28 protein-coding genes are annotated in these 26,995 nt (G+C 64.8%); 10 read left to right on the forward strand and 18 right to left on the reverse strand.

Annotated features, from left to right (window positions below; translation table 11 throughout):
• Positions 1-33: 33 nt before the first annotated feature.
• The 4 genes from CH275_RS23110 to CH275_RS23125 are packed head-to-tail and all read right to left on the reverse strand — an operon-like array spanning position 34 to position 4,047.
• Positions 34-864, reverse strand: coding sequence for a glycosyltransferase family 2 protein (locus CH275_RS23110; protein ID WP_094680548.1), 831 nt, complete (start codon positions 862-864; stop codon positions 34-36).
• Positions 861-1,865, reverse strand: a complete 1,005-nt coding sequence (locus CH275_RS23115) for a glycosyltransferase (protein ID WP_094680549.1) — start codon at positions 1,863-1,865, stop codon at positions 861-863. The genes CH275_RS23110 and CH275_RS23115 overlap by 4 nt, the downstream gene beginning before the upstream one ends.
• Positions 1,862-2,971 (reverse strand): glycosyltransferase, encoded by a 1,110-nt coding sequence (locus tag CH275_RS23120; RefSeq protein ID WP_094680550.1) that lies wholly within the window; start codon positions 2,969-2,971, stop codon positions 1,862-1,864. Before CH275_RS23120 ends, CH275_RS23115 begins: the two co-directional genes overlap by 4 nt.
• Positions 2,968-4,047, reverse strand: coding sequence for a glycosyltransferase (locus CH275_RS23125; protein ID WP_094680551.1), 1,080 nt, complete (start codon positions 4,045-4,047; stop codon positions 2,968-2,970). Before CH275_RS23125 ends, CH275_RS23120 begins: the two co-directional genes overlap by 4 nt.
• 129 nt (positions 4,048-4,176) lie before the next feature.
• Here CH275_RS23125 and CH275_RS23130 point away from each other — a divergent pair, with 129 nt between their 5' ends.
• From CH275_RS23130 to CH275_RS23150, 4 genes are all read left to right on the forward strand, one after another.
• Entirely contained in the window at positions 4,177-5,163 is a 987-nt protein-coding gene (locus CH275_RS23130) for a WcbI family polysaccharide biosynthesis putative acetyltransferase (RefSeq protein ID WP_094680552.1), read from the forward strand.
• The gene (locus CH275_RS30165) at positions 5,160-7,481 is read left to right on the forward strand and encodes a glycosyltransferase (RefSeq protein WP_256991181.1); all 2,322 of its coding nucleotides are present in this window, start codon (positions 5,160-5,162) and stop codon (positions 7,479-7,481) included. Before CH275_RS23130 ends, CH275_RS30165 begins: the two co-directional genes overlap by 4 nt.
• Before the next feature lie 64 nt (positions 7,482-7,545).
• A complete protein-coding gene (locus CH275_RS23145; protein ID WP_143546863.1) occupies positions 7,546-7,776 on the forward strand; it encodes a hypothetical protein in 231 nt (76 codons plus the stop codon).
• A 100-nt stretch (positions 7,777-7,876) separates the two neighbouring features.
• Positions 7,877-8,590 carry a CDP-alcohol phosphatidyltransferase family protein gene (locus CH275_RS23150; RefSeq protein ID WP_094680554.1) on the forward strand — a complete coding sequence of 238 codons (714 nt, stop codon included), beginning with the start codon at positions 7,877-7,879 and terminating at the stop codon, positions 8,588-8,590.
• On the opposite strand, the gene CH275_RS23155 is transcribed toward CH275_RS23150, so the two are convergent.
• Complete coding sequence (locus tag CH275_RS23155; protein ID WP_094680555.1) at positions 8,538-9,374, reverse strand: YihY/virulence factor BrkB family protein; 837 nt, start codon at positions 9,372-9,374, stop codon at positions 8,538-8,540. The two genes, CH275_RS23150 and CH275_RS23155, sit on opposite strands and share 53 nt — an antisense overlap.
• 34 nt (positions 9,375-9,408) lie before the next feature.
• The gene (locus CH275_RS23160; RefSeq protein WP_256991182.1) at positions 9,409-9,888 is read right to left on the reverse strand and encodes an OsmC family protein; all 480 of its coding nucleotides are present in this window, start codon (positions 9,886-9,888) and stop codon (positions 9,409-9,411) included.
• Between the two features lie 117 nt (positions 9,889-10,005).
• On the opposite strand from CH275_RS23160, the gene CH275_RS23165 reads away from it, so the two are divergent.
• On the forward strand, positions 10,006-10,959 hold the full coding sequence (locus CH275_RS23165) for a hypothetical protein (RefSeq protein WP_094680556.1): 954 nt from the start codon (positions 10,006-10,008) through the stop codon (positions 10,957-10,959).
• Between the two features lie 66 nt (positions 10,960-11,025).
• Here CH275_RS23165 and CH275_RS23170 read toward each other — a convergent pair whose 3' ends face one another.
• Complete coding sequence (locus CH275_RS23170; protein ID WP_094680557.1) at positions 11,026-12,207, reverse strand: zinc-dependent alcohol dehydrogenase; 1,182 nt, start codon at positions 12,205-12,207, stop codon at positions 11,026-11,028.
• Between the two features lie 124 nt (positions 12,208-12,331).
• On the opposite strand from CH275_RS23170, the gene CH275_RS23175 reads away from it, so the two are divergent.
• A complete protein-coding gene (locus CH275_RS23175) occupies positions 12,332-13,339 on the forward strand; it encodes an iron-containing redox enzyme family protein (RefSeq protein WP_094680558.1) in 1,008 nt (335 codons plus the stop codon).
• Here CH275_RS23175 and CH275_RS23180 read toward each other — a convergent pair.
• Both CH275_RS23180 and CH275_RS23185 read right to left on the reverse strand, forming a co-directional pair.
• Positions 13,321-13,485 carry a CDGSH iron-sulfur domain-containing protein gene (locus tag CH275_RS23180; protein WP_094680593.1) on the reverse strand — a complete coding sequence of 55 codons (165 nt, stop codon included), beginning with the start codon at positions 13,483-13,485 and terminating at the stop codon, positions 13,321-13,323. The two genes, CH275_RS23175 and CH275_RS23180, sit on opposite strands and share 19 nt — an antisense overlap.
• 82 nt (positions 13,486-13,567) lie before the next feature.
• A complete protein-coding gene (locus CH275_RS23185; RefSeq protein ID WP_094680559.1) occupies positions 13,568-14,254 on the reverse strand; it encodes a HemK2/MTQ2 family protein methyltransferase in 687 nt (228 codons plus the stop codon).
• A gap of 248 nt (positions 14,255-14,502) precedes the next feature.
• Here CH275_RS23185 and CH275_RS23190 point away from each other — a divergent pair, with 248 nt between their 5' ends.
• Both CH275_RS23190 and CH275_RS23195 read left to right on the forward strand, forming a co-directional pair.
• Entirely contained in the window at positions 14,503-14,922 is a 420-nt protein-coding gene (locus CH275_RS23190) for a hypothetical protein (protein ID WP_094680560.1), read from the forward strand.
• The gene (locus CH275_RS23195; RefSeq protein WP_094680561.1) at positions 14,919-16,136 is read left to right on the forward strand and encodes an NAD(P)/FAD-dependent oxidoreductase; all 1,218 of its coding nucleotides are present in this window, start codon (positions 14,919-14,921) and stop codon (positions 16,134-16,136) included. The genes CH275_RS23190 and CH275_RS23195 overlap by 4 nt, the downstream gene beginning before the upstream one ends.
• 16 nt (positions 16,137-16,152) lie before the next feature.
• Here the strand turns inward: CH275_RS23195 and glsA are convergent, their stop codons facing one another.
• Positions 16,153-17,358: a glutaminase A gene (glsA, locus tag CH275_RS23200; protein ID WP_094680562.1), complete on the reverse strand. Its 1,206-nt coding sequence runs from the start codon at positions 17,356-17,358 to the stop codon at positions 16,153-16,155.
• Between the two features lie 44 nt (positions 17,359-17,402).
• Positions 17,403-17,537 (reverse strand): hypothetical protein, encoded by a 135-nt coding sequence (locus CH275_RS30170; RefSeq protein WP_256991183.1) that lies wholly within the window; start codon positions 17,535-17,537, stop codon positions 17,403-17,405.
• A gap of 215 nt (positions 17,538-17,752) precedes the next feature.
• Between CH275_RS30170 and CH275_RS23210 the strand changes: the two genes are divergently transcribed.
• Positions 17,753-19,930: a molybdopterin cofactor-binding domain-containing protein gene (locus tag CH275_RS23210; RefSeq protein ID WP_094680564.1), complete on the forward strand. Its 2,178-nt coding sequence runs from the start codon at positions 17,753-17,755 to the stop codon at positions 19,928-19,930.
• A gap of 6 nt (positions 19,931-19,936) precedes the next feature.
• Positions 19,937-20,401, forward strand: a complete 465-nt coding sequence (locus CH275_RS23215; RefSeq protein WP_094680565.1) for a (2Fe-2S)-binding protein — start codon at positions 19,937-19,939, stop codon at positions 20,399-20,401.
• Between the two features lie 72 nt (positions 20,402-20,473).
• On the opposite strand, the gene katG is transcribed toward CH275_RS23215, so the two are convergent.
• The 7 genes from katG to CH275_RS29275 form a co-directional block, all read right to left on the reverse strand.
• A complete protein-coding gene (gene katG, locus CH275_RS23220) occupies positions 20,474-22,705 on the reverse strand; it encodes a catalase/peroxidase HPI (protein WP_094680566.1) in 2,232 nt (743 codons plus the stop codon).
• A gap of 42 nt (positions 22,706-22,747) precedes the next feature.
• On the reverse strand, positions 22,748-23,227 hold the full coding sequence (locus CH275_RS23225) for a Fur family transcriptional regulator (protein WP_094680567.1): 480 nt from the start codon (positions 23,225-23,227) through the stop codon (positions 22,748-22,750).
• 86 nt (positions 23,228-23,313) lie between these two features.
• Entirely contained in the window at positions 23,314-23,583 is a 270-nt protein-coding gene (locus CH275_RS23230) for a metal-sensitive transcriptional regulator (RefSeq protein ID WP_037177042.1), read from the reverse strand.
• Positions 23,584-23,635: 52 nt separating this feature from the next.
• The gene (locus CH275_RS23235) at positions 23,636-24,055 is read right to left on the reverse strand and encodes a DUF302 domain-containing protein (protein ID WP_094680568.1); all 420 of its coding nucleotides are present in this window, start codon (positions 24,053-24,055) and stop codon (positions 23,636-23,638) included.
• Between the two features lie 42 nt (positions 24,056-24,097).
• Positions 24,098-26,251: an MMPL family transporter gene (locus CH275_RS23240; protein ID WP_373453736.1), complete on the reverse strand. Its 2,154-nt coding sequence runs from the start codon at positions 26,249-26,251 to the stop codon at positions 24,098-24,100.
• Positions 26,252-26,416: 165 nt separating this feature from the next.
• Entirely contained in the window at positions 26,417-26,881 is a 465-nt protein-coding gene (locus CH275_RS23245; protein WP_094680569.1) for a MarR family transcriptional regulator, read from the reverse strand.
• Positions 26,882-26,892: 11 nt separating this feature from the next.
• Positions 26,893-26,995, reverse strand: a 103-nt coding sequence (locus CH275_RS29275) for a biotin/lipoyl-containing protein (RefSeq protein ID WP_143546678.1), incomplete at its 5' end; no start/stop codon positions are given.

Below are 26,995 nucleotides of genomic sequence, written 5' to 3' on the forward strand. Positions count from 1 at the left end.
TGACTCACTCCTCGGTCCGAAGGTTCCATCAGCTTAGGCGACGCGACCGGACGTGCGCCGGATCCCGGAGTCACCGAACTCTACGAGACCGCGCGCCGCGAAGGCGTCGAGCCAACCGATCATCGGCCACCGACCCCACCGATCGAAGAACGTGCGCGCGTTGGCAACGATGTCGTCGAGATGCTCGACCGGAGGATCGGACACCGGATGCCACTGGTGATACGCGTGCGCCCCGCCCACCCACCGCAACCCCATGCCCGACGCCTCCGCGGTGGCTGCGAAATCTGTGTCCTCGCCGCCGTAGCCGGTGTAGTCCTCGCAGAAGCCATCCAGTTCGGTCCAGGTCGCGGGGTCGACCGCGAAGGACAGCGACCAGAACAGATCGAAGTTGTCACCGTGCTCGACGGTTCCGGCCGGCGGATTCGGGCGCGCCGGATGCGGCGCAGTCAGTGCCGCCAGAGCCGGACTCTCGGCACCCGAATCACGTTCTTTCATGTAGGTGACCGGACCGCACAGCAGTGATCGCTCATTACCCGGAGCGGCTGCCGCACAACGGTATCGCTCCAGCATCTCCGGACCGGGGATACAGTCGACGTCGAGGAACACCAGCAGTTCCGCGCCGCGGTCGACGGCAGTGGCCGCACCGACGTTGCGGGCGAGGGCCAGCGGTAGTGCGCCGTCCACGGGAATCTCGATACACGTTGCCGCCGAACCCGATCGGGCGAGTACTCCGGCAATCGAGTCGTCGCCCATGGAGACGACGATGTGCTCGACGGGTTGGGTAGTGGACGAACGCAGACCGCGCACCTGAGCGCTCAGGTGTTCATGCCGACCGGAGACCACCGTCACGACAGAGACCTTCATCGTCGACCCCCTCGAGCTCCGCATTGCTCGATCGCCCGGGCGGCTCGGGCAGGTGCCCCGTCGGTGCGCAGGGCGGACCACCGATCACCGCCGAGAGCCAGCGCGCGGTCTGCCGCGCCGTGCCACCGGGCGACGGACGGCCACGCGTCCAGCACGTCGGCGATCGCCCCGTCCGCCAGTGCGCGTCCGGTGGCCGACTGCTCGTCGAAGGGCCGAGTCTGCGGTACGACGACGGCGGGCGCGCCCGACGCAGCGACGTCGGCGACGGCGTTCTGCCCGGCATGTGTGACGACAAGAGCGGCCGAACACAACACCGGCCACACATCGTCGATCCAGTCCCCGCCGGCGACGCCGAGGGCGCGAAACTCGAAGCGCGAGTCCACCGCCGACCACGAGTCCACGAGATCGCGGGTGAGCGACGTACCGCCTGCAGCACCCAACACCACGACCGTCGGATCGATGGACTCCGCGATCCGCGCCCGTCCGGCGAATCGGCTGATCGAGCCCGCGTAGGTCGTCTTCTCGGCGTAGGGATGCAGCCAGGCCGGATCGTAGACACCCTGCGACCACGGCGCGACGATATGTGTCGCGGCCCGGTAGGCGAGGCTGTGGATCGGATCGGTGCGCTCCCCCGGTATTGCCATGACGATCACGCGAACACCCATGAGGCGCAGGAACATCGCTACTTCCACCGATACGTCGACCACTACCGCCGACGGCTTCTCCCGGGCCACCCACTGCGCGATGATCGCCATCCGCTCGGTCAGGCCGTCCACGTCGTGCGGTGCCCAGTGCAGCACACCTCCGGCCGAACTGTCCTGTGCTACAGCGTCCGCGGAGTCATCTACGTCGAGCGGTAGGGAGATCCATTCGGCCGCCGCATGCCCCGACGGTCGAGTTCGCGACGACAGAACGGTCATCGGTTCCGACATCGAGCGCGCGATGGCGTCGGCGCGGGTGATGTGACCGACGCCGTGATGGTGTGCGTAGTAGCCGATCATGCGATCGCGAGCCGCTCGTCCACCGGGTCTGCGACCGCGTCGAGCGTCGAACGGTAGAGCGCCTCGTACTCGTCGACCATGCGGTCCATCGAGCACACCGCTTCGGCACGCGCCCTGACGTCGCTTCGCTTCAGGGCAGCCGCTCGAGGGATCGCCGCAGCGAGGCCCTGCACATCGTCGGCCGCTACGAGAACTCCCGACGACGCGTCGATGATCTCCGGAATGCCGCCCCTGGCGAACGCGGCTACGGGAGTTCCGCATGCCAATGCCTCGGCGACCACCAGGCCGTACGGCTCGGACCACACCGGCGAGACCAGCGCGACCTCGGCCCCGGCCACCAGTGCCGCCAACGCAGGCTGGTCGAGGTGACCGACGTAGCGGATGTCCTCGTCGAGCAGCGGTTCGACGACGTCGCGGAAGTAGTCGAGGTTGCTCAGTGGACCCGCGATGCGTAGTGCGCGTCCTGCTTGCTTCGCGGCGGCGATGGCCAGGTGCAGCCCCTTCTCCGGAACGACCCGGCCGGACCACACCACGTAGTCACCACCGCTACCGAAAGGCCACTCCTGCAACGAGATTCCGTTGCGAATGACGACGGTGCCGGTAGTGACATCGGCCCACTGCGAGGCTGCGAACTCACTGACCGCAGCGAAGGTGTTGGCTCCGGCAGGGGCCAGCGCGACGGCCGACTCCAACCATGCGAACGGCGGTGTGTGCAGGGTCGTCACCATCGGCACCGACAACGTCGAGGACATGGCCAGCGGCAGGTAATGCAGGCTGTGGTTGTGCACGATGTCGAAAGACTCGGACAACGTCCCGGCCAGTTCCATCATGACCGCGAGATAGGCGTGGTGTTCGCGAATGGCGGTCGGAGTGATCGAGACGTCGGCAATGGAGATCGGCGTCAGATCCAATGTTCGGACCGGCAGCAGCGTCGCGTCCAGATCGACGCTGGAGCCGTCCGCTGCGAACAAACTCACCCGGTGCCCGCGCTCGGTGAGCGCACGCACCAGGTTGTAGACATGTGCCTCCAGACCGCCCGCGAAAGGCTGGGCCACCGGAAAACTCGATGACGCCAGCACCGCGATGCGAAGTGGGTTCTCGTTCAACGCATCTCCTTTGTCACTGCTGAATAGATTGCTGCATGGGTTTCTGCGATCGTTCGTCTCTGCTTCGCTCGGACGTTCGGATCGAGCGCGGGCGTTCGATCGTCGTGCGCTGCCTGCACGGCCGCAACGAGTCCGGCGGCGTCGAAAGAGTCGATTCCCATGGGGAAGCTGTGCACCGGGGCTTGGTCTGCATAGAAGCCGCAGTCCGACACGACGACCGACGTTCCGAGATCTCGGCATGCCTCCAGCCATCCCGAGTGGGTGCCGAATCGGTACGGCAGTACCGAGACGTCGATCGCGCTGAGATAGTCCCAGAGCGCGTCGTCGCCGTACCGCCGATGCACCCGGACGTCGACGTCGGGAAAAGTGTTGTAATCCAACAATTTCGCGCCGACCGTGGAGTTGTACCAGTGACTCGTGCACTCGAACACGTCCTGATCGATGTCCAACCGAACCGACGCGTCGGGTAGCGATCTCGCAGCCTCGACCACCGCATCCATCACTGTCAACGGATCGAGGTTGGCACGCAGATTCTTTGCGTGTACGCCGATGACGAACGAGTCCGACGGCGGGCGCGGGTGGTCCATTCGCTCGAGCGGAACGACGTGTGGATGCTCCACCACGGCCGCTCGCACCCCCCATCGATCGTGAATCCAGGCGGCAGCCCCCTCGGTCAACGTGATCACGGCATCGGCTCCGCGAACCAGCACGTCCAGTTGCCTCAGGTGATCGCTGTTGTCCTCGACATGGGGATTGTGAAGGTCGTGCACCGTCAGAACCAGAGCCTGCCGGTGCTTGCGCAGATGGTCGACGGTGCGCGCGAGTTGGTCGGGATCGAACGACTCGAACCCGAAATGCACGTGCAGAACGTCGAACTGGACGTCGGTCTGCTCGGCGAGCCACTCGGCGTCGAGCAGTCGCGGCGGCCACCACTGTCCTGGTATGTCCACGCGCACGGGTACCGGGTCGGGCAGGAACGAATACGTCTCGTGGGTGGACGACGCGCTCTCGTCGAACGCAGGCTGGATGTGCTGCACGTAGGCATGCGAAAACGGAACAGATGCGACGCGAATCATTGTTTCCTTCGGGTACGGGCAGGTGAATCGTGCCTGGTCCCGACACGCGATACGTGTCCAGTACCCACTTTCGCCCGGGTTCAATCGGGGTTGGCGCAGCGGCTCCACCGGGTCTACGTTGACGAGAGAATGGACCATCACGAACGAGCAGATCACGTCGGGGCAAGCATGGACGGTCGCACCCGCCACTACGGCGATTTCTACGGAGTAGCCGAACGACTACCGGACGGCCGCGCCCCCGAACACGACGGGCGGCCGCTTCTTCTCGTCTGGGGAAACTGCCAGGCCGAGGCACTGCGCATCCTGCTCTCTTCGGATCCGGCCGCACCGATGCGGACAGTGCGAGTGCCGCCTGTCCACGAGCTCGAATCCTCGGACCTCCCGCACGTCGACCGGCTCCTGCGCCGAACATCGGTACTACTCACTCAACCCGTTCGCGCCGGCTATCGTTCGCTGCCGCTCGGAGTTCAGGATCTCGTCGACACCCTCTCCCCCGGCACCACGGTGATGCGATGGCCGGTGCTCAGATATGCGGGGCTGCACCCCTTTCAGGTCATCGTTCGGCATCCGAGCGATCCGTCGGCCGTCCCGGACATGGTGCCCTATCACGACTTACGCACGATTCTCGCTGCAGATCGCGGCCTGGGCGGGGACGACGACTGGGACCGACAGGTCTCGAACGACGGTCTGCGACATGCCGCCGAGGCAAGCCTCGACGAGTTGCGTCGACGCGAGAGCAGAGATACCGACATCGCAGCGTCCGACCTGTTCGCCGATGCCGGGCGCGCTGCCACCCACACGATCAATCATGCGACCAACGTGGTGCTCACCGCTCTGGCCCAACGGATTCTCGACCGATTGAACACCGGTTGCACCGTGCAGGATCCGGGCCGCGAGTTGCTCGGCGGCGTTCGGGCACCCGTCGAGCAACGAGTGCTCGACGCTCTCGGCCTCGACGGCGATCCGCAGCCGGACTGGTCGGTCGACGGCACCTCGTACTCACAGGACTCGGTCCATCGCGCTCACCTCCGTTGGTACGCATCCCATCCCGAGTTCATTGCTGCCGCGCTCGTCCGTCACTCGGAACTGATTCGCACACTGGAGCTGGCACCGTGACACAGCATGTGCACCACCTCGTCGTGGGCCCATCCGAACACGGAGTCGTCCGCTGCGCACGCGAATTGGCCTCTGCAACAGCAAGTCCGGTGATCTCGGACCTGCATTCCCTTCCCATCGACATTCCGATTCACGTGCACTTCACCGACCGGCTCTTCGGTCGAACCTCGGGTGAGGCCGCGGACTCGTTCGTCTCCGTGGCGCACCGGCACAGAGCGCCGATCACCGTCACGGTGCACGACGTCCCGCAAGCATCCGACGGTCGTGCTTTCGATGCGCGGACAGAATGCTATCGACGGGTGATCGATTGCGCCAATGCCGTCGTCGTCTCCAGCATGCACGAGCGGCTGCTGCTCGACGAGCTACTCGACAATGCACACGACGTTCGGGTGATCCCGCTCGCGATCGACCGCCCGATGGCGATCCCCGAACGCGGCGACACCACGAACACAGTGGTCGGCGTACTGGGATTCGTGTACCCGGGCAAGGGGCACGAGGAAGTACTCGAGGCCATGAGGGCTCTCGACACTGCTGTCGACCTGCTGTCGATCGGATCCGCGTCGCCGGGTCACGAGACGATGATCGACGAACTCGCCGGTGCTGCGCGGCAACTGGGCCGGTCGTTCGACTCCACCGGCTTCGTTCCCGACGCCGACCTCGACGAGGTCCTTCGGTCGATCGCGATACCTGTCGCGTTCCACCGGCACGTGTCGGCATCCGGTTCGATCAACACCTGGATCGCGGCAGGCCGTCGGCCGCTGGTCCCCCGCGGTCGTTACGTCGAAGAGATCGAGGCCAATTCTCCAGGGACACTCTGGATCCACAAGAACTCCGTCGACGGCCTCGCTGCGGCCATGATCGAGGCGCTGGATCATCCCGACAAGACCTGGCAACGGCCTGGCGTCGTCACCTATCCGACACTTCACCAGGCAGCGGCGATGTATTCCGCACTGTTTCGAGAATACTGCGCGCTGAAGGCCGAGGAGCTACCCGACGGCCGCTGGGTGGTACCGGGCAATCGGTGGGACCTGGTGCCGCCCGTCGACCGGAACCCGTCGGTGTCGGTGGTGATTCCGTACTTCGAGCAACAACGCCGGTTGGAGCTGGTTCTGACCGCGTTGACCGTACAGACGTATCCGGCGTCTCGCATTCAGGTGATAGTGGCCGACGACGGGTCCCCTGTGGCTCCGGCTGTCGAGGCCTTTCGTTCCGCGCTGGACATCACCGTGATACGCCAATCCGACCTCGGCTTTCGTGCGGCAGCGGCGCGCAATCTCGGCGCGTCGGTCGCCGAGGGTGAGATTCTGTGTTTCCTCGACGCGGACACCATCCCCGAGCCGGGGTACGTCGCCGAGTCGGTCTCTTTGCTCTCGGCCCTGCCCGACGCCCTCGCGGTGGGGCGGCGACGCCACGCCGATCTGGCAGGTTGGTCTGCCGATGATGTCGAGGAGTGGCTCGGCGGTAGGTCGGCCGGACCTCCGGAATTGACGGAGCCTCAGTGGCTGCGCGACGGATATTCGCACTCACGTGACCTGCTCGACGCCGATCGACGCTCGTACCGGTACATCATCAGCGCCGTCATGTCGTGCAGCCGTGAACTCTTCACGGAGATCGGCGGATTCGACGAGAGCATCGTCGGATACGGCGGCGAGGACTGGGATTTCGCGCACCGCGCCTACGATGCCGGTGCCGTCCTGGCACACCTGCCGCGTGCAGTGGCCTGGCACGACGGACCCGAGTGGGCCGAGCGGACGGGCGGAGACCGCGAACGCAAGAACCTCGAGGCCATGACATTGGCCTCACGCATCACCGACCCCGCGGCGCGGACCCACGGTCTGCTCTACGCCGTGCCCGAGATCGTCGTTATCGTGAATTCCGAGGGACACACCTCGGCGTCTCTATTGCGCACCGTCGGATCCGTTCTGCGCGAAAGAGATTGCGCGGTATGGATTCACGGCACCGACGCAGCCGAGTTGCGACGGCCGTGGGGGGACGTCGATCCGCGGGTGAACCAAGGTCGGCCCAGCGACACCGGCCGCAGCCATGCCGTCGTGCACGTACGCGGCCCGGTGCTGTTCGGTGATCGGGCGCTGCGCCTGATGCTCGCCACCGGGGCCGATCGGATGACAATCGACGTCGGGGGTACAGGAGTCGTCGAATTGCGCACTTCTCGGTCGAATGCACGCGCGGCGCGGTGGGCACCGGTCCTCGGACGTTCGCCGCAGGAGATGGCCGAGGCGTTGTTCGGTTGCACGCATCGCACAGGCGTCGAATTCGGGTTGTCGATCGGTGAGCAGCAACCGAACCTGGCCTGGTGAAGGTCGATGTGAAAATGTATGTCAGTGCTCGTCGGGACGAAGTGAAGAGCAAGGTCGGATGAAGATGAACAGAACGCTGTATTCGATGATCTGCATGATGGCGATCATCGCTTTTATTGCATTGCTCTGGGGCACAGTCGGTTACGTCTATGCAGACGCGCATCCCCTGCGGCGAGCGGCATTCGTCGGTGGCGGAGTGCTGATCTCGGGGTGGCTGATCGTCCTCGTAGCCGCGGCCGTCAAGATCTCTCGGTTGAAGGCCCGCAGGCGAGAGAGCAACTCCGACGCCGATTGAGAACACGGGTGACGGGTACTCCGCTTCGAAGTCTCGACGCGCACCCGCCCCGTCGGTCGCTCGTCGAGTCCCCCTGATCGGTAGCGAGCAAGGATCGTCGATGGTCAATCAGCGCAGTACATCGAATCAGCAGGGCGCGGCGGCGCGTCCGGCGACCCGCGACGAATATCTGTCGACATGGTCGACGTTGCACAACGGCATCGATCCGTCGTCGTCGGTATTGGTCGCGGGCTGGCTCAGAGTCGTGTACTCGCTGAGCGCTCCGCTGGTTCGCGCGTCCGTATCCGCCCATGCCGTCACCTTGACCGCCGTGGTCGTGGCCGGGGCAGCAGTCGCTCTGTCTCGGCCCGGCACCTCGGCACCACTGATCGCAGCTGTACTGATCGTGATCTCCGGCCTGCTCGACGGCATCGACGGTGGCGTCGCGATGATCGGCCGCTCTCAGTCGCAATGGGGATACCTGCTCGATACCGTCGCCGATCGCTGCAGCGATCTACTCCTGCTCGCGAGCGGTCTCGCCCTGGGCGCTCCCTTGCCCCTCGTCGCCGCGGTCGGAGTGACGACGCTGCTGCACGAGATGGCACGCGCACGGGCTGTGGGTGCGGGCATCGCCGACGTGGGCTTTCTGACGGTGTGGGAGCGTCCGTCGCGGGTGATCGCTGCTGCCGTCACCGCGACGGTCGCCGGTGCCGCTCCGGCGACCGCCGAAACATCGGCCACGATCGGCATCTCCGTGACGTGCGCGCTGGCCGCCCTCGGCTTCACCCAGTTGATGTTCGGGTTGCATCGTCGGGCCGATCGAACTCCGCGGTGACCAACCAGCCGGCGAGAGCAAGGACGTGGAACACGAACATCCACAGCATGATTGCCACGCCGCCGCCTATCGCGGTGAGACCACCGAACGGTGCGCCGAGATCCACCGGTATCGCCAAGAAGAGGATGAAACCGTGCACGAATCCGGTGACGATGGACGAGGTGACGAGTGACCCGACGATCAACGCCCGCCATCCCACCGCTCGCGGCGCTATCACCCGATACGTCCAAGCGAGCGGAACCGACAGAATCAGCCACAGGCAGTTGAAGCCGAGAAACACGCGCAGCGTCATCGCACCGATGCCGCCGTCGCCGGTCGTTGCCTCCAGCAACCGCGCAACACTCAACACGCCGGCCAGCAGCACCGGGGCGGCAGCGAAAAACGGCACCATCGCCAGCCGTCCGCGCCAGCCGGTGAACGATTCCCGAGTCGGAGCGAACCGCACGATCGCACGGCGTAGACCTTCTCCGTAGAAGGTCGCGGGGAAGATCGAGATCAGAACCCCGAGCGGACCGAGTTCGATTCCGGCGGTGGCCAATCCGTCCACTGCAGCCCGGGCACCGAGCGCGTCGGGCAACAGAGCCGAGACCGCGTCGAACCCGGCACGCACCCACTCCGCCGATACCAGCAGAGCAGTGGCACGAATCGTGAGCAGCAGCAGCGGCACGACGGCGATAACGGCGTAGAACGTCAAACCACCCGCGATCAGCGTGGTGTCCTCGCGGGCGAACCCCGCTCTGATTGCGTCGAGTCCGCTACTCGCCCGCGAACGAATTGTCGTCACGGCTGGAAATGTGCCACAGAATGCCGATGCGACGTCATTCGAGGGTGACGTCCACTCTGTCGATCACCTTGAGAAACGGGCAGATCGACGTCGCCTGCGCGAGAATCGCCTCGGGATCGTCGGTACCGGGCAGAGACACCGCGAGCGCGAATGTCGCGTCGTACCCGGAGGCATCGGAGTCGGTGAGAACGACAGTGCCCTTGACGGCCAGTTCGTCGGTGCTGCCGCCCACTGTGCCGAGGGCGATCCGCAGCGATTCGACGAGGCAACTCGACAGGGCCGCGGCCATCAGCTGCTCGGGGTTGGTGCGTTCGCCGGGGCCACCGAGCTGTTGGGGTTCGCGCACACCCAGGGAGAGGACTCCGTCATCGGAAGTGACGCCGGTCGCGGTGGCGGAAACGGTTGCGGTGTAGAGCTCGGTGTTCATCGGTGTCGGATGTCCACTCCGTACGTGATCGAAACCGTCGTACTCGCGGCCACCCCGCACAGTCGATGGGTACGTGTCCCTGTTCACACATCCGCGACTCCTGTTTGACCGAACCTACCGACGGGTAGTGAGTGGACAGGGCCGCCGCCGTGACCCACAGGCATCGGCCGCACGAAATCGATCACCAACCGAAAGGGGAGCACCATGAGCACATCCACGTTGATCGCCCAGTTGCGCATCGCGCTGCAGCTGACGAACACCGAAATCCAGATCGCGGAAACTCGCGTCGTTCAGGCGCGCACCGAGGCGGTTCGTCGGGAACTGACCCAGAACGCCGCCAACGGTCGTGATCGCGCCGCAGCCATCGAGGAAGCCCTCCGCGGTCTCGGCGGTTTGCCCGATCTCGTGTCTCCGTTCCTGGGACGCACGCTCGCTGCCGTGAAGTCCGTCGCCGAGCAGGCTCAGCCGTTCGACGAAGCACTGCTGGGCGATCTGGCACTCGAGCAGCAGCTGCTGGGACGCGCCAAGTACATCAAGGCACTGGCCACCGCTGCGAACGAGCCGTCCGTGGTCGCACTGGCGAGCCGACTGGCCACCGCGCACACCGCTACGGTCGAATGGCTCGAAACCGTGCTGGCCGAGGACGCACTGGGCGGACCCGCTGCGCTTCGTCGCACCCCGTTCCAGGCCGCCGCAGGTACCGCGGTCAAGATCGTCAACGCACCGGCAACGTGGTCGGCACGGGGTCTCGATCGCGCACTCGATGCAGCTCGCGCCACCCCGGACCGCCTCGGTGCACTGCTGGGCCGCGGTGCCCACGCCGGTGACGTCGCCGTCAGGACACTGACTGCGAGCCGCGATGCAGCACTGGAGGCTGCCGAGGACGTCACCCGCAGCGAAGGAGTCGATACGGTCGCCGACGCGATCCACACTGCTCGTTCGGCCAGCGGAACGCTCGACGCCGACGAGCTGCCGATCGCAGACTACGACGACCTGAACGTCTCGGACGCCGTCGCCGCCATCAAGGACCTCACGAACCCGACCGACGTTCGCACCGTCGTGACGTACGAAGAGGCACACAAGAACCGCCACGGAGTCGTGTCCGCAGGACAGACGCGCGTGGCAGCAATCGCCAAGGACGTCATTTCGGTCGACTGATCCTTTTGCGAATACCGATGCGGCCCGTGATCTTCCGGGCCGCATCGCTGTATTCGAAGCAGATCTCTAGGGCTTCAACAACACCTTGATGGCACCGTCCTGCTTCTTCTGGAAGATCTCGTATGCGTGCGGAGCCTCCTCGATCGACAGCTCGTGGGTGGCGAACGAACCGACGCCGAGCGGGTCGTCGTCTCCGAGCAACGGCATGATGTCGTCGACCCACTTCTTGATGTTCGCCTGCCCCATGCGGAGCTGAATCTGCTTGTCGAACATGGTCATCAGCGGAAGTGGGTCGGCCATTCCGCCGTAAACGCCGATGATCGAGATGGTTCCGCCGCGCCGAACGATGTCGATGGCCGAATACAACGCACCGAGGCGATCCACTCCGGCTTTCTGCATCATGGGCGCGGCAACCGCGTCGGGCAGCATTCCGACGATCTGCTGCGCCAGCTTGCCGACCGGCGAGCCGTGCGCTTCCATGCCCACCGCGTCGATGACGGCGTCGGTTCCCCGGCCGTCGGTCATGTCGCGAATGACGTCGCCGACGCCACCGCTGTGCTCGGCCAGGTTCACCGTCTCGATTCCGCGGGCTGCGGCGCGGGAGAGTCGCTCGGGAACGAGGTCGACGGCGATCACGCGCGCACCCTTGTGCTGGGCGATGCGCGCAGCCATGTCTCCGATGGGTCCGAGACCCAGAACCGTCACCGATCCTCCCTCGGGAATTGCCGCGTATTCGACCGACTGCCAGGCGGTGGGCAGCACATCGGAGAGGTAGACGAAGCGCGAATCCGGCGGCCCTTCGGGAACTTTGATGTGCGTGAACTGCGCCTGCGGGACGCGGAGGTATTCGGCCTGTCCGCCGGGAACCTGCCCGTACAACTTCGAGAAGCCGAACAGCGCTGCACCCATTCCCTGGTCGCGAACCTGCGTGGTCTCGCACTGGGTGTACAGGCTCGAATTGCACATGTAGCAGTGTCCACAGGAGATCTGGAACGGAATGACGACTCGATCGCCGACTGCCAGATCGCCTGCCTGCGAACCTACTTCCTCGACGATGCCCATGGGCTCGTGGCCCAGAATGTCGCCCTCGTCCATGAAGGCACCGAGGGTTTCGTACAGATGCAGATCCGAGCCGCAAATGTTGGTGGTCGTGATTTTCACGATCGCGTCCGTCGGGAGTTCTATCCGCGGATCGGGAACGGTGTCCACGCTGACTTTTCTCTTGCCCTGCCAGGTAACTGCGCGCATGAGGTCCTTCCGGTGGAGCGACACCGAAGTTCGATGTCGTGCAGGACGCATTGCCGGTTGTGGAAGCTCACAAACACATGTGCGAACTGTGATTGGTACCGCCGAGCCCTGGGTAGACTCTGGTATGACCGCGTTTTTATCCGTCAGCTCGTCCACCGCACTTTCCCCTGATCTGCCGACGCCGTGTGGACCGATCTCGGAAGCCGTCACGCGATGCCTCGCTGCCGGTCTGCCCGGTGGTGCCTCTGTGCTGCCCACACTCACAGACGTCGATCCCACGTCCCGGGACGTTCAACTCACCCTGTTGATCTGCTACGAGCTGCACTATCGAGGGTTCGAAGGCGTCGTGGACGCATGGGAGTGGGACCCCGATCTCCTGCGTCTGCGCGCCACCCTCGAATCCGCGTTCCTCGACTACGTACGCGAACACGTCGAACCCGGAGACGACGCCACCGCCGAGATGGACGCATTGTCCATCGAGGCGTCCTCGGGAACCGGCCCGTCGTGGTTTCTTCGCGACGAGGGTTCGTGGGAGCAGATGCGCGAGTACTTCGTCCATCGGTCCATCTACCACCTCAAGGAAGCCGATCCGCACGCCTGGGCCATCCCTCGTTTGACCGGTCAGGCCAAAGCGTCTTATGTCGCAGTCGAATTCGATGAGTACGGTGGCGGCAAGGGCGATCGTCTGCACCAGCATCTGTGGGCCGAATCCATGGTGGCCGCCGAACTCGACGCGTCGTACCTCGGCTACGTGGACCGGGTGCCGGCGCAGACACTGGCGTGGGTCAATCTGATGTCGCTCTTCGGTCTGCACCGCAGCCTGCGCGGAGCCACGGTCGGACACCTCGCCGCCACCGAGATCACGTCGTCGCCCGGCTCGCAGCGGTACGTACAGGGGCTGCGGAGACTGAAGGCACCGGAAGCCTGTGTCGCGTTCTATGCGGAGCACGTCGAAGCCGACGCAGTGCACGAGCAGGTGCTGCGTCACGATGTGGTGGGCAGCCTCCTTCGCGACGAGCCCGCGCTCGAGGCCGATGTCGTATTCGGAATGCGCGCACTCGACTTCGTGGAGAACGAACTCGCCGATCACCTGATGGCACGTTGGTCGGCCGGTCAGTCCTCACTCGACTGAGCGGGCCGCTTCTTGGCTCGATGACTGGTGTCGCACAGCGGATAGTTCTTGCTGCGGCGACACGTACACACCGCGACCGCGAATCGGTCGGATGTGACGCGCGTACCGTCGTCCAACTCGATCTCGACGGGACCGTCGATGATCATGGGCCCGCCTTTGACGATGCGGACGCCGGTGCGCTGTCGTATACCTGCCACCGGTGCATCCTCGCCCCCTCCTGCGCTGCTGTCAGCGTCGGTCGGCACGAAAAACCACCAGATCCTCTATGTCGCGGGATGATTCGAGCAGTCCGATCTGCTCGAGCCACGCGGCTCGTTGCGTCATGACCGGGCCGAACGAGATGGATCGACGCGCCACGATGGTCACCGTCATGCCGTTGCTGCGCAGCATCGCCTGTGTCCGATCGGGATCGGAATACTCCGAGTGCACCACCATCAACGTTCCACCGGGAACAAGCAGTTCATGCGCGGCATCGCACAACGGATCGAGGACGATGCGGCCGTCGCGGCCACCGTCCCACGCTCGGTGCGGTCCCTCGCCCGTGGGCACTTCCTCCGACGGCACGTACGGCGGATTGCAGAGAATCACATCGAACGGCTCCAGCGCCGCCGCTTCCGCGAACGATCCGCGACGGACGTCGACCTCGAGACCGAGAGCAACGGCGTTGCGCCGAGCGCACGCTACCGCGAGTGCAGAGATGTCGAAGGCGACCACCTCACGCGCACCCATCGACGCAGCCGCGAGAGCGACGGCACCGCTACCGGTACACATGTCGAGCACGCGGGCGCCCTGCACAACCCCGGACTGCGAAGCCATCTCGCAGAGCAACCACGAGTCGTCCTGAGGCTCATAGACTCCGGGCTCGGCGTGCAATGCACGGGTGGATCCGAACGTTTCGAATTCGGTCGTCGTCATCGAGGTGTCCTCTCGGAGATCATCGTCGGGGGACGTCGCCCTACGGGCTGTGTACCGAGCGTGGACTCCACTCGAAGGTGGTCATCGTATGCCCGATCGAGTCGACCGCAAACCAACCGCTTGAAACCGGGTGTATCGGGTACCCATTGCAAACCCGCGGTGAAGAAGATGCCGCCGTTCGCCCACGTCGGGCTCGAACGCACTACGTCGGACTCATGTCCGGGTGCGGCTCATGAAGGAGACTTCTCGTGACTGTTCTTCCATCGATCGACACCGTCGCCACCGTCGTCGTGCCGTCGCTGCGGCAGGTGATTCAGGCACCCACAGCCGGTGCGGGCATCACCGTCGCCGAGTTCGATGGTGCCACCGTCGTCCGGGTCGCCGGCACCCTCGGTGAACGGGATCTCGGTGTACTGGCCGAGGCTCTCGGTGAGGCCTCGGTCGAGGGTTCACAGTTGATTCTCGATCTGACCACGGTCGACGCGGTGCCGGTGGGCACCAGGGCAATTCTCGACGCCGCATCGATGCATCTGAGTAGGTGGGGAACTCGACTGTCGGTGGTCGGGTCGGCCGAGACGGCGCGCGCACTGAGCGCGGACACATTCGGCCGCACCGTCTTTCACGAATCGCTCGACGCCGCTCTCGTTCGCGACGAGACTCCGGCTTGACCTCGATCGCCGTCGACGGCCACTTCGATGTGCTCGTCCTCGGAGGCGGAAACGCCGGGGTCAGCGCGGCCGCACGCGCCCTTCGCCTGGGTGTCACCGACGTAGCAGTGGTGGAACCACAGTCCGTACACACATATCAGCCGTTGCTGTCGTACGTCGGCGGCGGTCGGGCACAGCTGCGTGACGCCGAGCGCACTCAGCGCTCGGTGATGCCGAAGAGAAGCACCTGGATCGAAGACGCGGTGGCCCGAGTCGACCCGCACGAAAAGGTGGCCACGACCGCGTCCGGTAAGCGCTACGGCTATAGGGATCTCATCATCGGGACCGGTCTGGTGCCGGACGACGCCGCACTCCCCGGAATCGCAGCGGCGGCCGATACCGAGACAGTGACGAGCAACTATCTGGGTCTGGCGGAGAAGACCTGGAAGCTGATCTCCGACTTTCCAGCACCCGAGGTCCAGCGCGGCACGGCCGTGTTCACTGTCCCGCGTCCACCCGTGGGCTGCACCGGCACCACACTCAAACCACTGTTCCTCGCCGCCGCCCACTGGCGAGAAACCGGGCAACTCGACGGCATCGACATCACGCTGGTGATCGACCGTGAGGTGCTACTCGGTGTGCCGCAGCTGGATTCGGTGTTGCTCGATCGTCTACGCGAACTCGATGTGCGGATACTGCACCGCACCGCGGTCACCGCACTGTCTCCGGAGACCAGGCAGATCACCGTCACCGATCACCAGGGGACCCAGGAAACCATCGACTATTCGATGCTGCACCTCGTGCCCCCGTTCCGCGGTCAGCCCTGGGTCGAGTCGTCCGAACTGAGCGGCGTCGGACGGCACGGACTCGTCGACATCGACCCCCACACCCTGCAGCATCGCGAACATCGGCAGATCTGGGCTGCAGGCGACGGTGCCGGAATCGACACCGACTCCTCCGGTGGTGGGCTGAGGAAGCAGGTGGCCGTGCTGGTGGACAACCTGTTGGCCGCGCGATCCGGGCGGGAGCTGTCGTCGTACGACGGGTACACCGTCGCTCCGGTGACGGTCGATGCCCACCGTCTCATCGCCGCCGAGTTCGACCGCACCGGAACTCTCACGCCCTCGCTACCGTCGTTTCTGGATCCGGTGAAGGCGCGCAGGACCGCCTGGTTGTTCGACCGATACGGACTGCCCCTGACCTACTGGAACATGATTCTCCGTGGACGGCTCTGAAAGTACGTAGCGGAGGTCATTCGGGGTCGAGCACGGTCATCAATCCGTGTGGATCGTCGATGACGACGTCGTGGCCGTCTTCTCGAAGTCCGGAAACGGCGTCGTCGAGCAAACGACGCGCCACGTCGTCCATCGCCTGAACATGACCCAGATCGAGTGTGATCCCACGCCGGGCGTCGATGCCTTTCGCAAGCGTTGCCAGTACCGATTCGGCTCCGGCGAAACGTAAGTCACCCTGCAGCTGCACGTTGATGGTGTCCTCTCCGGTCACCTGACGAATGGCCGACGCACCACTCGGTGCCACATGCATCATGTGCAGTTCGAGATCCCGTGACAGCCGCTCGAACACGGCGACCCCCCGAACACTGTTTCCGTGTCCGTTCAACTTCGGCGACAGCACGGCAAGACCGACCTGCCCCGGCAGCACACCGATGATGGCACCCGCTACCCCACTCTTTGCCGGAATACCGACCGCCGCAACCCAACTCCCGGAGCCGTCGTACATCCCGCAGGTCGACATCACCGACAGCACGTGGCGATTGACCGCACCGCCGATCAGTCGTTCTCCGGTATTGGGATCGACTCCCCCGTTGGCCATCACCGACGCAATGGTGGCCAGGTCGACGCAGCTGACGTCCACCGAGCATTGGCGAGCGTAGCCGTCGACCACCTCGACCGGTTCGGCGGCAAGCACTCCGACGGATTTGAGGAGGTACGCGATCGCGGTGTTGCGATCGTCCGATTCGATCTCGGCTTCGTACACGGAATCGTTTGTGCTCAATTGTCTACCGGCACACCGACTGTGCAGATCCTTGACCCGGTCGGCGCGCTCCTGAGCCGAGTTGCCACGAATCATCGAGTGCACAGCGAGTGCGCCGGCATTGATCAGCGGATTACGTGGGCGGCCGGTGCTGTGTTCGAGCGAGATCTCGTTGAAGGAGTCGCCGGAGGGCTCGACATCGGTGGCCTCCAGCATCCGTTCGAGGCCGTTGTCCTGGACGGCAAGGGCATACGCCAGGGCCTTGGAGATCGACTGGATCGAAAACTCGACGTCGCAATCGCCTGCGGCGTAGACCGATCCACCGACGGTGACCAATGCCACCGCGAAGGCATCGGGGTCTGCTCGCTCGAGTTCGGCATTGCCATCGGCCATCTTTCCGCCATCGAGTGCTCGGCAATCGTCGAGAACGGACTCGAGGTAGCGGGTGATCGGTGACTGCATCACTCCACGCTAGCTCGGCGTGGAGGTGCACCCGCCATCGCGCGTCAGCGCTCACGCTCCGAGTCCGTGGTCGAGGCACTCTGGAACATCTCCAGAAAAGATCCGAAGCCCTGAGCGCGCGCTCTCGTTGTGTCCTCGCCGTCGTGTCCGGGTCCGACCGCCGTATTGTCCGATTCCATGGTCGCCATGTTGCCGTCTCGAAATGTCAGGCGACCTGGGTCGAGTATCACGAATGAGCAACAAAAGATAACGAATCGATCACGCTCCCCGGAGCGTCCTCTCCGTGACAGGTCACGACGAACAGCGACATCAGCAGGGCAACGACAGGCCGACGACGAACGTGCGGCGGTCGGCGGATCGACCTCTGTAAAGTCGAGCCCGACGAGAGGACGATGTGACCCACGCGACACCCGGACGGCGCTCTGTGTCGCGTCGTTCGTTCATCACCGCTCTGGTCGCCGGCTCGACATTGATGCTGGTGGCGCGTCCCGCGGCGTCCGCAGATCCGGCCGGAACCGACACCGTCCTCACCGCACTTCCCGCCGACTCCAACCTGGTGATCCTCGAGGTACGCGCGGACGGATCCGTGCATTTCGGTCTGCCGCGCGCCGAGATAGGGCAGGGACTGACCACCTCGGTGGCGATGCTGGTCGCCGAGGAGATGGACATCTCTCTCGAGAAAGTCGTCGCGTCGCTGTCTCGCGGCCGGCAGGAATTGATCGGAAACCACTACACGGGCGGCTCCAACTCCATCCGATCCTTGTGGGGGCCGGTCCGATCCATCGCCGCGACTGCGCGAGCGCGACTGTTGCGCGCGGCAGCCGACCGATGGAATGCCGACGTCGGCACGCTGACGATCGTCGACGGTGTCGTCACGGCACCTGACGGACGGTCGGCGCACTTCGGAGAACTGGCTGCCGCCGCCGCAGACCCGAGCCTGCGGTTCGATGCGCCGGAACCGAAATCGGACGAGGACCTGATGGTCGTCGGCCAACCGACAGGACGTCTGGATGCACGCGCCATCGTGACGGGTCGCCTCACCTACACACTCGATCTCGACGTGCCCGACGCCATGCCCGTCGTCGTCCGACGACCACCGACGATCAACGGAACCGTTGCCTCGGTGGACGAGGCGGCGTTGCGAGCGATGCCAGGGGTCATCGATGTTGCCGTCGTGTCCACCGGGGTCGCCATCATGGCACGCACCTTCGGATACGCGCTGGCCGCGAAGGACGCCGCGGTGGTCACGTGGAACGCCGGAACGATCGACGACCAGTCCACCGGGTCCATTCAGGACCGGCTCCGCCGCAGTACTCCGGCGTTCACCGGCTTCGGTGGAGTGGGCAGGCCCGAGCTACCGGGCGAAACGAAGTTGAACGTCGATTTCGACTTCGCACCCGTCTCGCATGCCGCGATGGAAACGAATTCGGCGGTGGCCGATGTGCGGGCCGACCGTGCGGACGTCTGGGCATCGATGCAATTGCCCAACTACGCGGGGCAGAAAATCGCTCTGACACTGGGTATTCCGCTGAATCGGGTCACCACCCACGTGATGAACGGCGGGGGCTCGTTCGGACGAAGGCTCTACCTCGACGGCCCTCTGGAAGCAGCCGTCATCTCCCGCGCAATGGGCAGACCTGTGCGCTTGATGTGGTCGCGCGTGGACGACATGCGGCACGGCCGCGCCAGGCCTGCGGTGCACACCAAATTCGACGCAGTGCTCGCGCGCGGCAAGGTGATCTCCTGGGAGCAACGCGTGGCCGCGGTGTGCACCGACTTCGACGGCGGTTTCGGCGACCTCGTCACCGACGCACTGGCACCGTCTCCGCTGATCTCGCAGACGTTGTTCCACAGCACTCGCGATCCGTACGCCTTCACCGACGGCAGCATCAGGACGCTCGTCGAGGTACCGGTCGAGATGCCCACCGGCAGTTGGCGATCGGTGTTCTCCGGGACGGTTCGCACCGCCGCGGAAGTCATGGTGGACCGCATCGCCGACGTTCTCGACACCGATCCGCTGGAGCTGCGCATCGGGGCGGTGGCCAGTGGCCGCCACCGTGACGTCCTGCGCACTCTCGCCGCAGAGGGCAACTGGGGTGCCGATCTCGGCCCCGGCCGGGCACAAGGCGTCGGATTTCACGCTGAATTCCGTTCCAGCGCTGGGTATCTCGTCGAGATCGATGCGCAGGATCCGCGCAAACCTCGCGTGACGAAAGCTGTGATCGTCGTCGATGTCGGGCGCGTCGTCAACCCCCGCAGCCTCGAGGCCCAGATGATCGGCTGCCTGATGGACGGTATCTCGACCACCCTGCGAGCCGGATTGCACTACGAGCGGGGGCTGCCGCTGGAGGGCAGCTACTCGCAGTTCCACTACGCCCGCCAACGCGATTCACCGCCCGATGTTCGGGTGGTCATCATGACTGCCACCGCAGAAACTCCAGGTGGAGCGGGGGAATTGGGAGTGCCCGCGGCGGCCGCCGCCGTGGCCAATGCGTACGCACGCGCCACCGATACCACCCCCACCAGCTTCCCGATCCTGTTCGACGTCGACTTCGACCCGTTTCCGAAGTGAGGTTCCATGGCTGAACAGAAGTTCGTCGTCAACGGGGCCGCGGTGTCGGTCGACCTACCCGACGACATGCCGTTGCTCTGGGCCCTGCGAGACGAACTCGGCGTCCGCGGCCCCAAGTACGGGTGCGGCATCGGCGTGTGTCACGCGTGCACCAGCCACCTCGACGGAGAGGAGGTACTCCCCTGTGTCACACCGGTGTCCGATGCTGTCGACAAAGAGGTCACGACCATCGAGGGACTTGCGGACGGCGACGTTCTCCATCCCGTGCAGCAGGCGTGGATCGACGAGGACGTCTCACAGTGCGGTTACTGCCAACCCGGTCAGATCATGGCTGCCGTCGCACTGCTGAAGCGAGTTCCGAATCCGACGGACGCCGATATCGACACCATCGAGAACGTGTGCCGGTGTGGTACCTATCCCCGAATCCGACGGGCCATCAAGGCGGCCGCGAACGCGATGTCGCAGCGCTGATCGAATGTTCTCTGCCACAGCACAACACCCCGCGAACCACAGGTTCGCGGGGTGTTGTGTGTCCTACCCGATTCAGCTCAGTTCGAAGCGATCGAGCATCATGACCTTGTCCCAGGCGGCGACGAAGTCTTTCACGAACTTCTCCTTGGCGTCGTCGCAGGCGTACACCTCTGCGAGAGCACGCAATTCGGAGTTCGAGCCGAAGACCAGATCATTGCGAGTTCCGGTCCACTTCTTCTCACCGGTAGCCGCGTCCTTGGCCTCGTAGATGCCGTCCTCCGCGGTGGGGACCCACTCGGTGCCCATGTCGAGGAGGTTGACGAAGAAGTCGTTGGTGAGCGTGCCGACCTTGTCGGTCAGGACGCCGTGCGACGACTGCTTGTAGTTGGCACCGAGCACGCGCAGACCACCGACGAGCACGGTCATCTCGGGTGCACTGAGCGACAACAGGTTTGCGCGGTCGACCAGGTTGAACTCGGACGGCAACTTCTGGCCCTTTCCGAGGAAGTTCCGGAAACCGTCGACCTTGGGCTCCAGATCGGAGAACGAGTCGACGTCCGTCTTCTCCTGCGTGGCATCCATGCGGCCCGGAGCGAAGGGGACCGTGACGTCGACACCTGCGTTCTTGGCGGCCTGCTCGACGGCTGCGACGCCACCGAGTACCACGAGGTCTGCGAAGGACACCGTTCCGGAGAACGACTGCTGGATTCCTTCGAGGACGCGGATGACCTGTGCGAGCTCGTCGGGCTCGTTGACCTCCCAGCCGGCCTGCGGCTGCAGACGCAGACGGCCACCGTTGGCACCGCCGCGCTTGTCACTGACCCGGAACGACGACGCCGCCGCCCATGCAGCCGAAATCAGCTGCTCCTGAGTCAGTTCGGAACCGAGGATGGCCTGCTTGAGCTCGGCGATCTGTGCGTCACCGATCAGCTCGTGATCGACGGCCGGGATCGGGTCCTGCCAGAGCAGGGGCTCCGCGGGAACCTCGGGGCCGAGGTAACGCGAGACCGGTCCCATGTCGCGGTGGGTGAGCTTGAACCATGCCTTCTGGAATTCCTCTGCGAGCTCCTCGGGATGGTCGAGCCACCGCCGGGTGATCTGCTCGTAGATCGGGTCGACGCGCATCGCGATGTCGGAGGTCAGCATCGACGGGTGGCGACGCTTGGAGGGATCGGCCGGGTCGGGAACGAGATCCGCGCCCTCGCCGTTCTTCGGACGCCACTGGTGCGCGCCCGCAGGGCTCTTGTAGAGCTCCCACTCGAACCCGTAGAGGGTCTCGAGGAACGAATTGTCCCACTGGGTGGGCGTGGGGGTCCAGATGACCTCGAGGCCACTGGTGATCGCGTCCGCGCCGACACCGCTCTGGTAGCTGTTCTTCCAGCCGAGGCCCATCTGCTCGATGGGTGCGCCCTCGGGCTCGGCACCGATGTACTCGTCGGGGTCCGCTGCGCCGTGCGTCTTACCGAACGTGTGTCCGCCGACGGCGAGTGCTGCGGTCTCGATGTCGTTCATGGCCATCCGGCCGAAGGTCTCTCGGATGTCCAGTGCGGACTGAACGGGATCCGGGTTGCCGTTGGGGCCTTCGGGATTGACGTAGATCAGACCCATCTGTACTGCGGCCAAAGGGTTTTCGAGGCTCGTGCGATCACCGTCGTAGCGCTCGTCGCCCAACCAGGTCTGCTCGGGGCCCCAGTAGACGTCCTCGTCCGGCTCCCAGGCGTCGACGCGGCCGCCGGCGAAGCCGTAGGTCGGTAGTCCCATGGACTCGATGGCGACGTTGCCGGTGAGCACGATCAGGTCGGCCCAGGAGAGCTTGCGGCCGTACTTCTGCTTGATGGGCCAGATCAGGCGGCGGGCCTTGTCCAGGCTGGCGTTGTCCGGCCAGCTGTTCAGCGGCGCGAAGCGCTGCATACCCGCGCCTGCACCGCCGCGTCCATCCTGCTTGCGGTACGTACCCGCGGCATGCCATGCCATACGAATGAAGAACGGGCCGTAATGACCGAAGTCGGCAGGCCACCAGGGCTGCGAGTTCGTCATGACGGCTTCGATATCACGCTTGACCTCGGCGAGGTCGAGGGAGTTGAACTCGGCGGCGTAGTCGTAGTCGGGCCCCATGGGGTCGCCGACGGCCGGGTTCTTCTTGAGGATCTTCAGGTTCAGCGCCTTGGGCCACCACTCACGGTTGCTTCCGCCTTCGACGGGCGTCGGCATCGAGTCGTGCATGACCGGACACTTGCCGCCGCCACCTTCCTGTGGCTGATCCTCGTTCATCTCTTTTTCGCGTGTTACGTGATCTTCGGACACGTGCTTCCTTCCAAGGTATGACGATCGGGCTGTGATCGGTGGTCACGAACTCTGCTGTGTTCGAGACCGGGGAGGGAACTGAACGGGAACTGCCGGCTGCTCACGAGCTGCCGAACACTGTGCGCAGAAGCCCCAATAAATGACTTCCGCCTCGTCGATGGTGAAACCGACGGAGTCCGATGCCGTCAGACACGGCGTTTCGCCGACGGCGCAGTCCACGTCCGCGATGACGCCGCAGGAGCGGCACACGGCGTGGTGGTGGTTGTCGCCGACGCGGGATTCGTATCGGGCGGGCGAACCCGCCGGCTCGATACGGCGAACCAGTCGCGCCACGGTCAACGCGTTGAGAACGTCGTACACGGTTTGCCGCGATACCTCGGGCAAAGCCGCTCGCACGAGTCCGAGAATTGTGTCGGTGTCTGCATGCGGATTGCTCTCGACAACCTCGAGCACCGCGACCCGCGGACGGGTCACGCGCATGTCGGCAGTGCGCAACTGCTCCGCATGCGGCGAGATCGGCATCACGGCAGCCAGTATCCTCCGGCTTTCTGGACTAAGTCAAGTATTCGGTCGAATCCGTCGGCTTGGACCACACACGCAATCCCTCGTCAGGCCAACGCCAGAAACAGCTTTTCGAGTTCCGCCTCGGACATCGGCTCCTTACCGTCTGCACTCTCACCCGTCATGCACTCACGCAGACCTGTCGCCACGATCTTGAATCCAGCTTTGTCCAGTGCACGCGAGACAGCAGCGAGCTGGGTGACGACGTCCTTGCAATCCCGACCGTTCTCGATCATCCCGATGACGCCGGCAAGCTGACCGTGTGCGCGCTTGAGTCGGTTGAGTACCAGTGCAATGCTGTCTTCGTCGCCGATCATGTCGATCCCCTCGCTGGTGGTGATGTCGAGCTCGATGGTACCCCCGGGGGCATCAGGCAGGGTTGGATCCACGCCCGCCGAGAGCAGCGATGGCCGCCTCCAGCTTGGTTGTCGCTTCTGCGGCGACCGAGGCCAGTTCCGGCTCACCGGTGACCTCGACCATGATGGCCGGGTTCATCGCCTCGACGATCACCGATCCCGGTGCCGCCGTGTCGTCACGCACGATCACGTTGCACGGCAACAGCAACCCGATCTGCTTCATGACACCGACCGCACGGTGAGCCAGCCCGGGGTTGCATGCACCGAGGATCGAGTAGCGCTCCATGTCCTCGCCGAGCTTCGCTTTCAGTGTCGCCTGCATGTCGATCTCGGTGAGGACTCCGAAACCCTGTTCCGACAGCGCTCTTTTCGTGCTGTCGATCGCGTCGGCGAAATCGGTGTCGGTCAGTGTGGTGGACAGTGCGATGTTCATGATGTCTCCTCGAAAATTGTTGTGGCAGTGTGAGCTGTTGATTCAGTGAGAAAAGCGGATGGAGGGCAGGACGGCACGTAGCCATGCCGGCGACCACCATGCGCCGTGTCCGGTCAGCCGTAGCAGGACCGGAAGCAGGACGAGTCGAACCAGGAACGCGTCGAGCAGTACCGCAACGCCCAGGATGATGCCCATCTCTTTCGGAGGCAACGGATCCGACAGTGCGAATGTGAAGAACACTGCCACCATCACCGCCGCTGCGGCAAAGATGACTCGTCCCGAGTGGGCCAACCCGTCCACCTGAGCAGCCTTGGGATCACCGGAGCGCTCGTAGTGCTCCTTGGCGGTAGCCAGGAGGAACACCGTGTAGTCCATGGCGATGGCGAAGATCATCGCGAAGAAGAAGACCGGGCCCCAACCGTCGAGGAATCCCTGAGGCGTGAAGCCCAGCAGCGAGGATCCGTGGCCGTCCTGGAAGATCAACTTGGCGACGCCGAACGCCGCCGCGGTGGACAGCAGGCTCACCGCGGTGCCGAGCAACGCGATGAGCGGAGCCTGAAGCGCCACCAGGAGCAGTACGAATCCGAGAACCAGGATGATCCCGACGACTATCGGCAGGTAGTCGTTCAAGGCCTGCTGCAGGTCCAGGTTCTCGGCCGGCGCTCCGCCGACGAGTGCCGAATCGGGCAGTGTCGATCGCAGATCGGCGAGAATGGAGCCCATCGCGTCGTCGGACGGATCCACCGACGGAATTGCCTGCAGCAGAGCAAATCCCGAACCGTCATCAGCGCTCTCCGGCGGCGTCACCATCGAAATCGCGTCGACCCCCGCAGCGACGGTTGCGGTCTCGACCGCATCCGCGTCGGGAACCACGATCTGCAGCGAACCCGGTGCGCCCGGTCCGAATTGGGCCTGAACGAGCTCGTAGCCCTGCCGCACCGGGGCATCCTCGGGCACCACCGCGATCGACGGCACTGCCACCTTCAGCCCGAGCACCGGGAGGGCGAGCGCAATCAGAATCCCCACCGACACGACCGCGAACGGCCACGGGTGCTTGTGCAACAGCTCGCCCCATGCGGCGAACTTCGGGGACCGATGTACCTGACGCTTGGCGTACGGCAACGAGGCGGCGTCGACCTTGGGTCCGAGCGCACCCAACGCCGCTGGGAGCAGTGTCATCGTCGCCAGCAACACGAAGGCGACGGCCAGCATGATCCCGACAGCCATCGTGCGCACCGCCGGCGCGGGGACCAGCAACACTGCAGACAGACTCACCAGCACCGTCAGCCCGGACAACACGACAGCCTTGCCTGCGGTGTCCATGGTTTCGGCGACGGCAGCCCGAGGGTCGGCGTTCCGCAAAGCGTCCCGGAATCGCGCGACGATGAACAGCGCGTAGTCGATTCCCAGCGCGAGGGCGAACATCATCGCAAAGTTCATGGCCCACACCGAGATCGGCGTGACACCGTTGAGCAGAACGAGGCCACCGGCGGAGGCGACGAGCCCCACGACGGTGAGCAGCAGCGGCAAGCCGGCGGCGACGAGTGAGCCGAACGCGAGCACCATGATCGCCAATGTGACCGGCCAGGAGAACAATTCGGCTTGGATCATCGCGTCGTGGTTCGCCTTGTTGAAGTCCGACCACAGCGCCGACGAGCCGGTGGGATACACCTCGATTCCGTCGCCAGAGAGCCCGGTCAACCGCTCCTTCACATCGTCGACGGCCTTCACCATCTCGTCGGTCGTGCCGTTCGCTCCGGCGATGACGATGCCGGTTCGGCCGTCCGGACTGATCGTCATATCCGGTTGCGGCGCAACGACATCCCCGAATCTGGCGTCACCGGCGAACACGTCGGATACGTCGGCAATCACCGCCTGTACGGCGGGATCGGTGATGGGTGCTGCATCGGAGTGGACCACCACCTGCACCGCCGCAGAGGAGTTGCCGCCGAAATGCTGCTGGGCCAATTCTCGAACCTGAGCGGATTCGGATCCGTTCGCCTGCCACCCCGCTCCCGCCAGAGAAGTGAAGACCGAGGGCGCAAACGAACCGAGGCCGATCAACGCGATGAGCCACACGCCGAACACCCAATGGCGATGGGTCACCATCGAAGCACCCGCACGGCCGAGTAGGCCTGGCCCATTCGCGGGCAGGTCATCAGGTGAACGAAGAGTTTCGGCATCGCGCAGCGACATGGTTCTCCTATACGGGTGGGGGTATCGATCAGAGCAGAGGGAACCCCCGAGCGATCGAACGTGCCCACCATCGCATATGCCCAAGGGGGTATGCAAGTACCCCTGGGGGTATCACCCCAGGGGTACTCGAATCACACCATGCGCGCCGTTGCAGTCAGCCGCCGATCAGTGCCGACCGTTCCATTGCTTCTCTATCCCCCGCAGAACCTCTAGTGTCTGGGCAGAGTCCGCATCGACCGCCATCCGCGACCGAGCTCGCTCGAGTGCCCGCTCGGCGCGCCGAACCGCACGGTGCCCCGAGTCTGTGGCCTCGACCATGTACTGCTGCCGATTTCGCGGATTGACGCTTCGCACCAGCAGTCCCGCCTCGACGAGACTGGCCGTCGTGGCGGTGATACTCGTCCGGTGCCGCACCAACTCCCGCGACAGCGCACTGTAGGACATCGGCCCTCGCCTGGACACCAGTTCCAGCACCTCGTACCTCGCCCAGCTCAGCCCTTGCGCGTCCAGCGCCTCCGCCAGACGAACCCGCGCGGCCGACGCCATCCGCAGCACCGTCGACACGATTTCGAGCTCGGTGGAATGCACCGGAGAGGTACCACCGTCGAACGATTCAGCGAGGGCAGTCATCGGACACTCCCCTACTTGATTTCGGTGAGGACGGTGCCTTGGGTGATGGCGTCGCCTGCGGTGACGGTCAGGCCGGTGACGGTGCCTGCTTTGTGGGCGGTGACGGGGTTTTCC

Source organism: Rhodococcus sp. 06-235-1A, assembly GCF_002258785.1.
In the GTDB taxonomy this organism is placed as follows: Bacteria; Actinomycetota; Actinomycetes; order Mycobacteriales; family Mycobacteriaceae; genus Rhodococcoides.

What these genes read in the sequence shown, in the direction of transcription:
- CH275_RS23225 (WP_094680567.1), bottom strand. Translation starts at nt 23,227, where the DNA reads ATGCCGATCTCGCCGCATGCGGAGCAGTTGCGCACTGCCGACATGCGC.
- CH275_RS23170 (WP_094680557.1), bottom strand. Translation starts at nt 12,207, where the DNA reads ATGCGCGCAGTTACCTGGCAGGGCAAGAGAAAAGTCAGCGTGGACACC.
- CH275_RS23145 (WP_143546863.1), top strand. Translation starts at nt 7,546, where the DNA reads ATGAACAGAACGCTGTATTCGATGATCTGCATGATGGCGATCATCGCT.
- CH275_RS30170 (WP_256991183.1), bottom strand. Translation starts at nt 17,537, where the DNA reads ATGGAATCGGACAATACGGCGGTCGGACCCGGACACGACGGCGAGGAC.
- CH275_RS23125 (WP_094680551.1), bottom strand. Translation starts at nt 4,047, where the DNA reads ATGATTCGCGTCGCATCTGTTCCGTTTTCGCATGCCTACGTGCAGCAC.
- glsA (WP_094680562.1), bottom strand. Translation starts at nt 17,358, where the DNA reads ATGCAGTCACCGATCACCCGCTACCTCGAGTCCGTTCTCGACGATTGC.
- CH275_RS23215 (WP_094680565.1), top strand. Translation starts at nt 19,937, where the DNA reads ATGGCTGAACAGAAGTTCGTCGTCAACGGGGCCGCGGTGTCGGTCGAC.
- CH275_RS23165 (WP_094680556.1), top strand. Translation starts at nt 10,006, where the DNA reads ATGAGCACATCCACGTTGATCGCCCAGTTGCGCATCGCGCTGCAGCTG.
- CH275_RS23185 (WP_094680559.1), bottom strand. Translation starts at nt 14,254, where the DNA reads ATGACGACGACCGAATTCGAAACGTTCGGATCCACCCGTGCATTGCAC.
- CH275_RS23110 (WP_094680548.1), bottom strand. Translation starts at nt 864, where the DNA reads ATGAAGGTCTCTGTCGTGACGGTGGTCTCCGGTCGGCATGAACACCTG.
- CH275_RS23150 (WP_094680554.1), top strand. Translation starts at nt 7,877, where the DNA reads ATGGTCAATCAGCGCAGTACATCGAATCAGCAGGGCGCGGCGGCGCGT.
- CH275_RS23240 (WP_373453736.1), bottom strand. Translation starts at nt 26,251, where the DNA reads ATGTCGCTGCGCGATGCCGAAACTCTTCGTTCACCTGATGACCTGCCC.
- CH275_RS23230 (WP_037177042.1), bottom strand. Translation starts at nt 23,583, where the DNA reads ATGATCGGCGACGAAGACAGCATTGCACTGGTACTCAACCGACTCAAG.
- CH275_RS23245 (WP_094680569.1), bottom strand. Translation starts at nt 26,881, where the DNA reads ATGACTGCCCTCGCTGAATCGTTCGACGGTGGTACCTCTCCGGTGCAT.
- CH275_RS23180 (WP_094680593.1), bottom strand. Translation starts at nt 13,485, where the DNA reads ATGATCATCGACGGTCCCGTCGAGATCGAGTTGGACGACGGTACGCGC.
- CH275_RS23175 (WP_094680558.1), top strand. Translation starts at nt 12,332, where the DNA reads ATGACCGCGTTTTTATCCGTCAGCTCGTCCACCGCACTTTCCCCTGAT.
- CH275_RS23115 (WP_094680549.1), bottom strand. Translation starts at nt 1,865, where the DNA reads ATGATCGGCTACTACGCACACCATCACGGCGTCGGTCACATCACCCGC.
- CH275_RS23130 (WP_094680552.1), top strand. Translation starts at nt 4,177, where the DNA reads ATGGACCATCACGAACGAGCAGATCACGTCGGGGCAAGCATGGACGGT.
- CH275_RS23235 (WP_094680568.1), bottom strand. Translation starts at nt 24,055, where the DNA reads ATGAACATCGCACTGTCCACCACACTGACCGACACCGATTTCGCCGAC.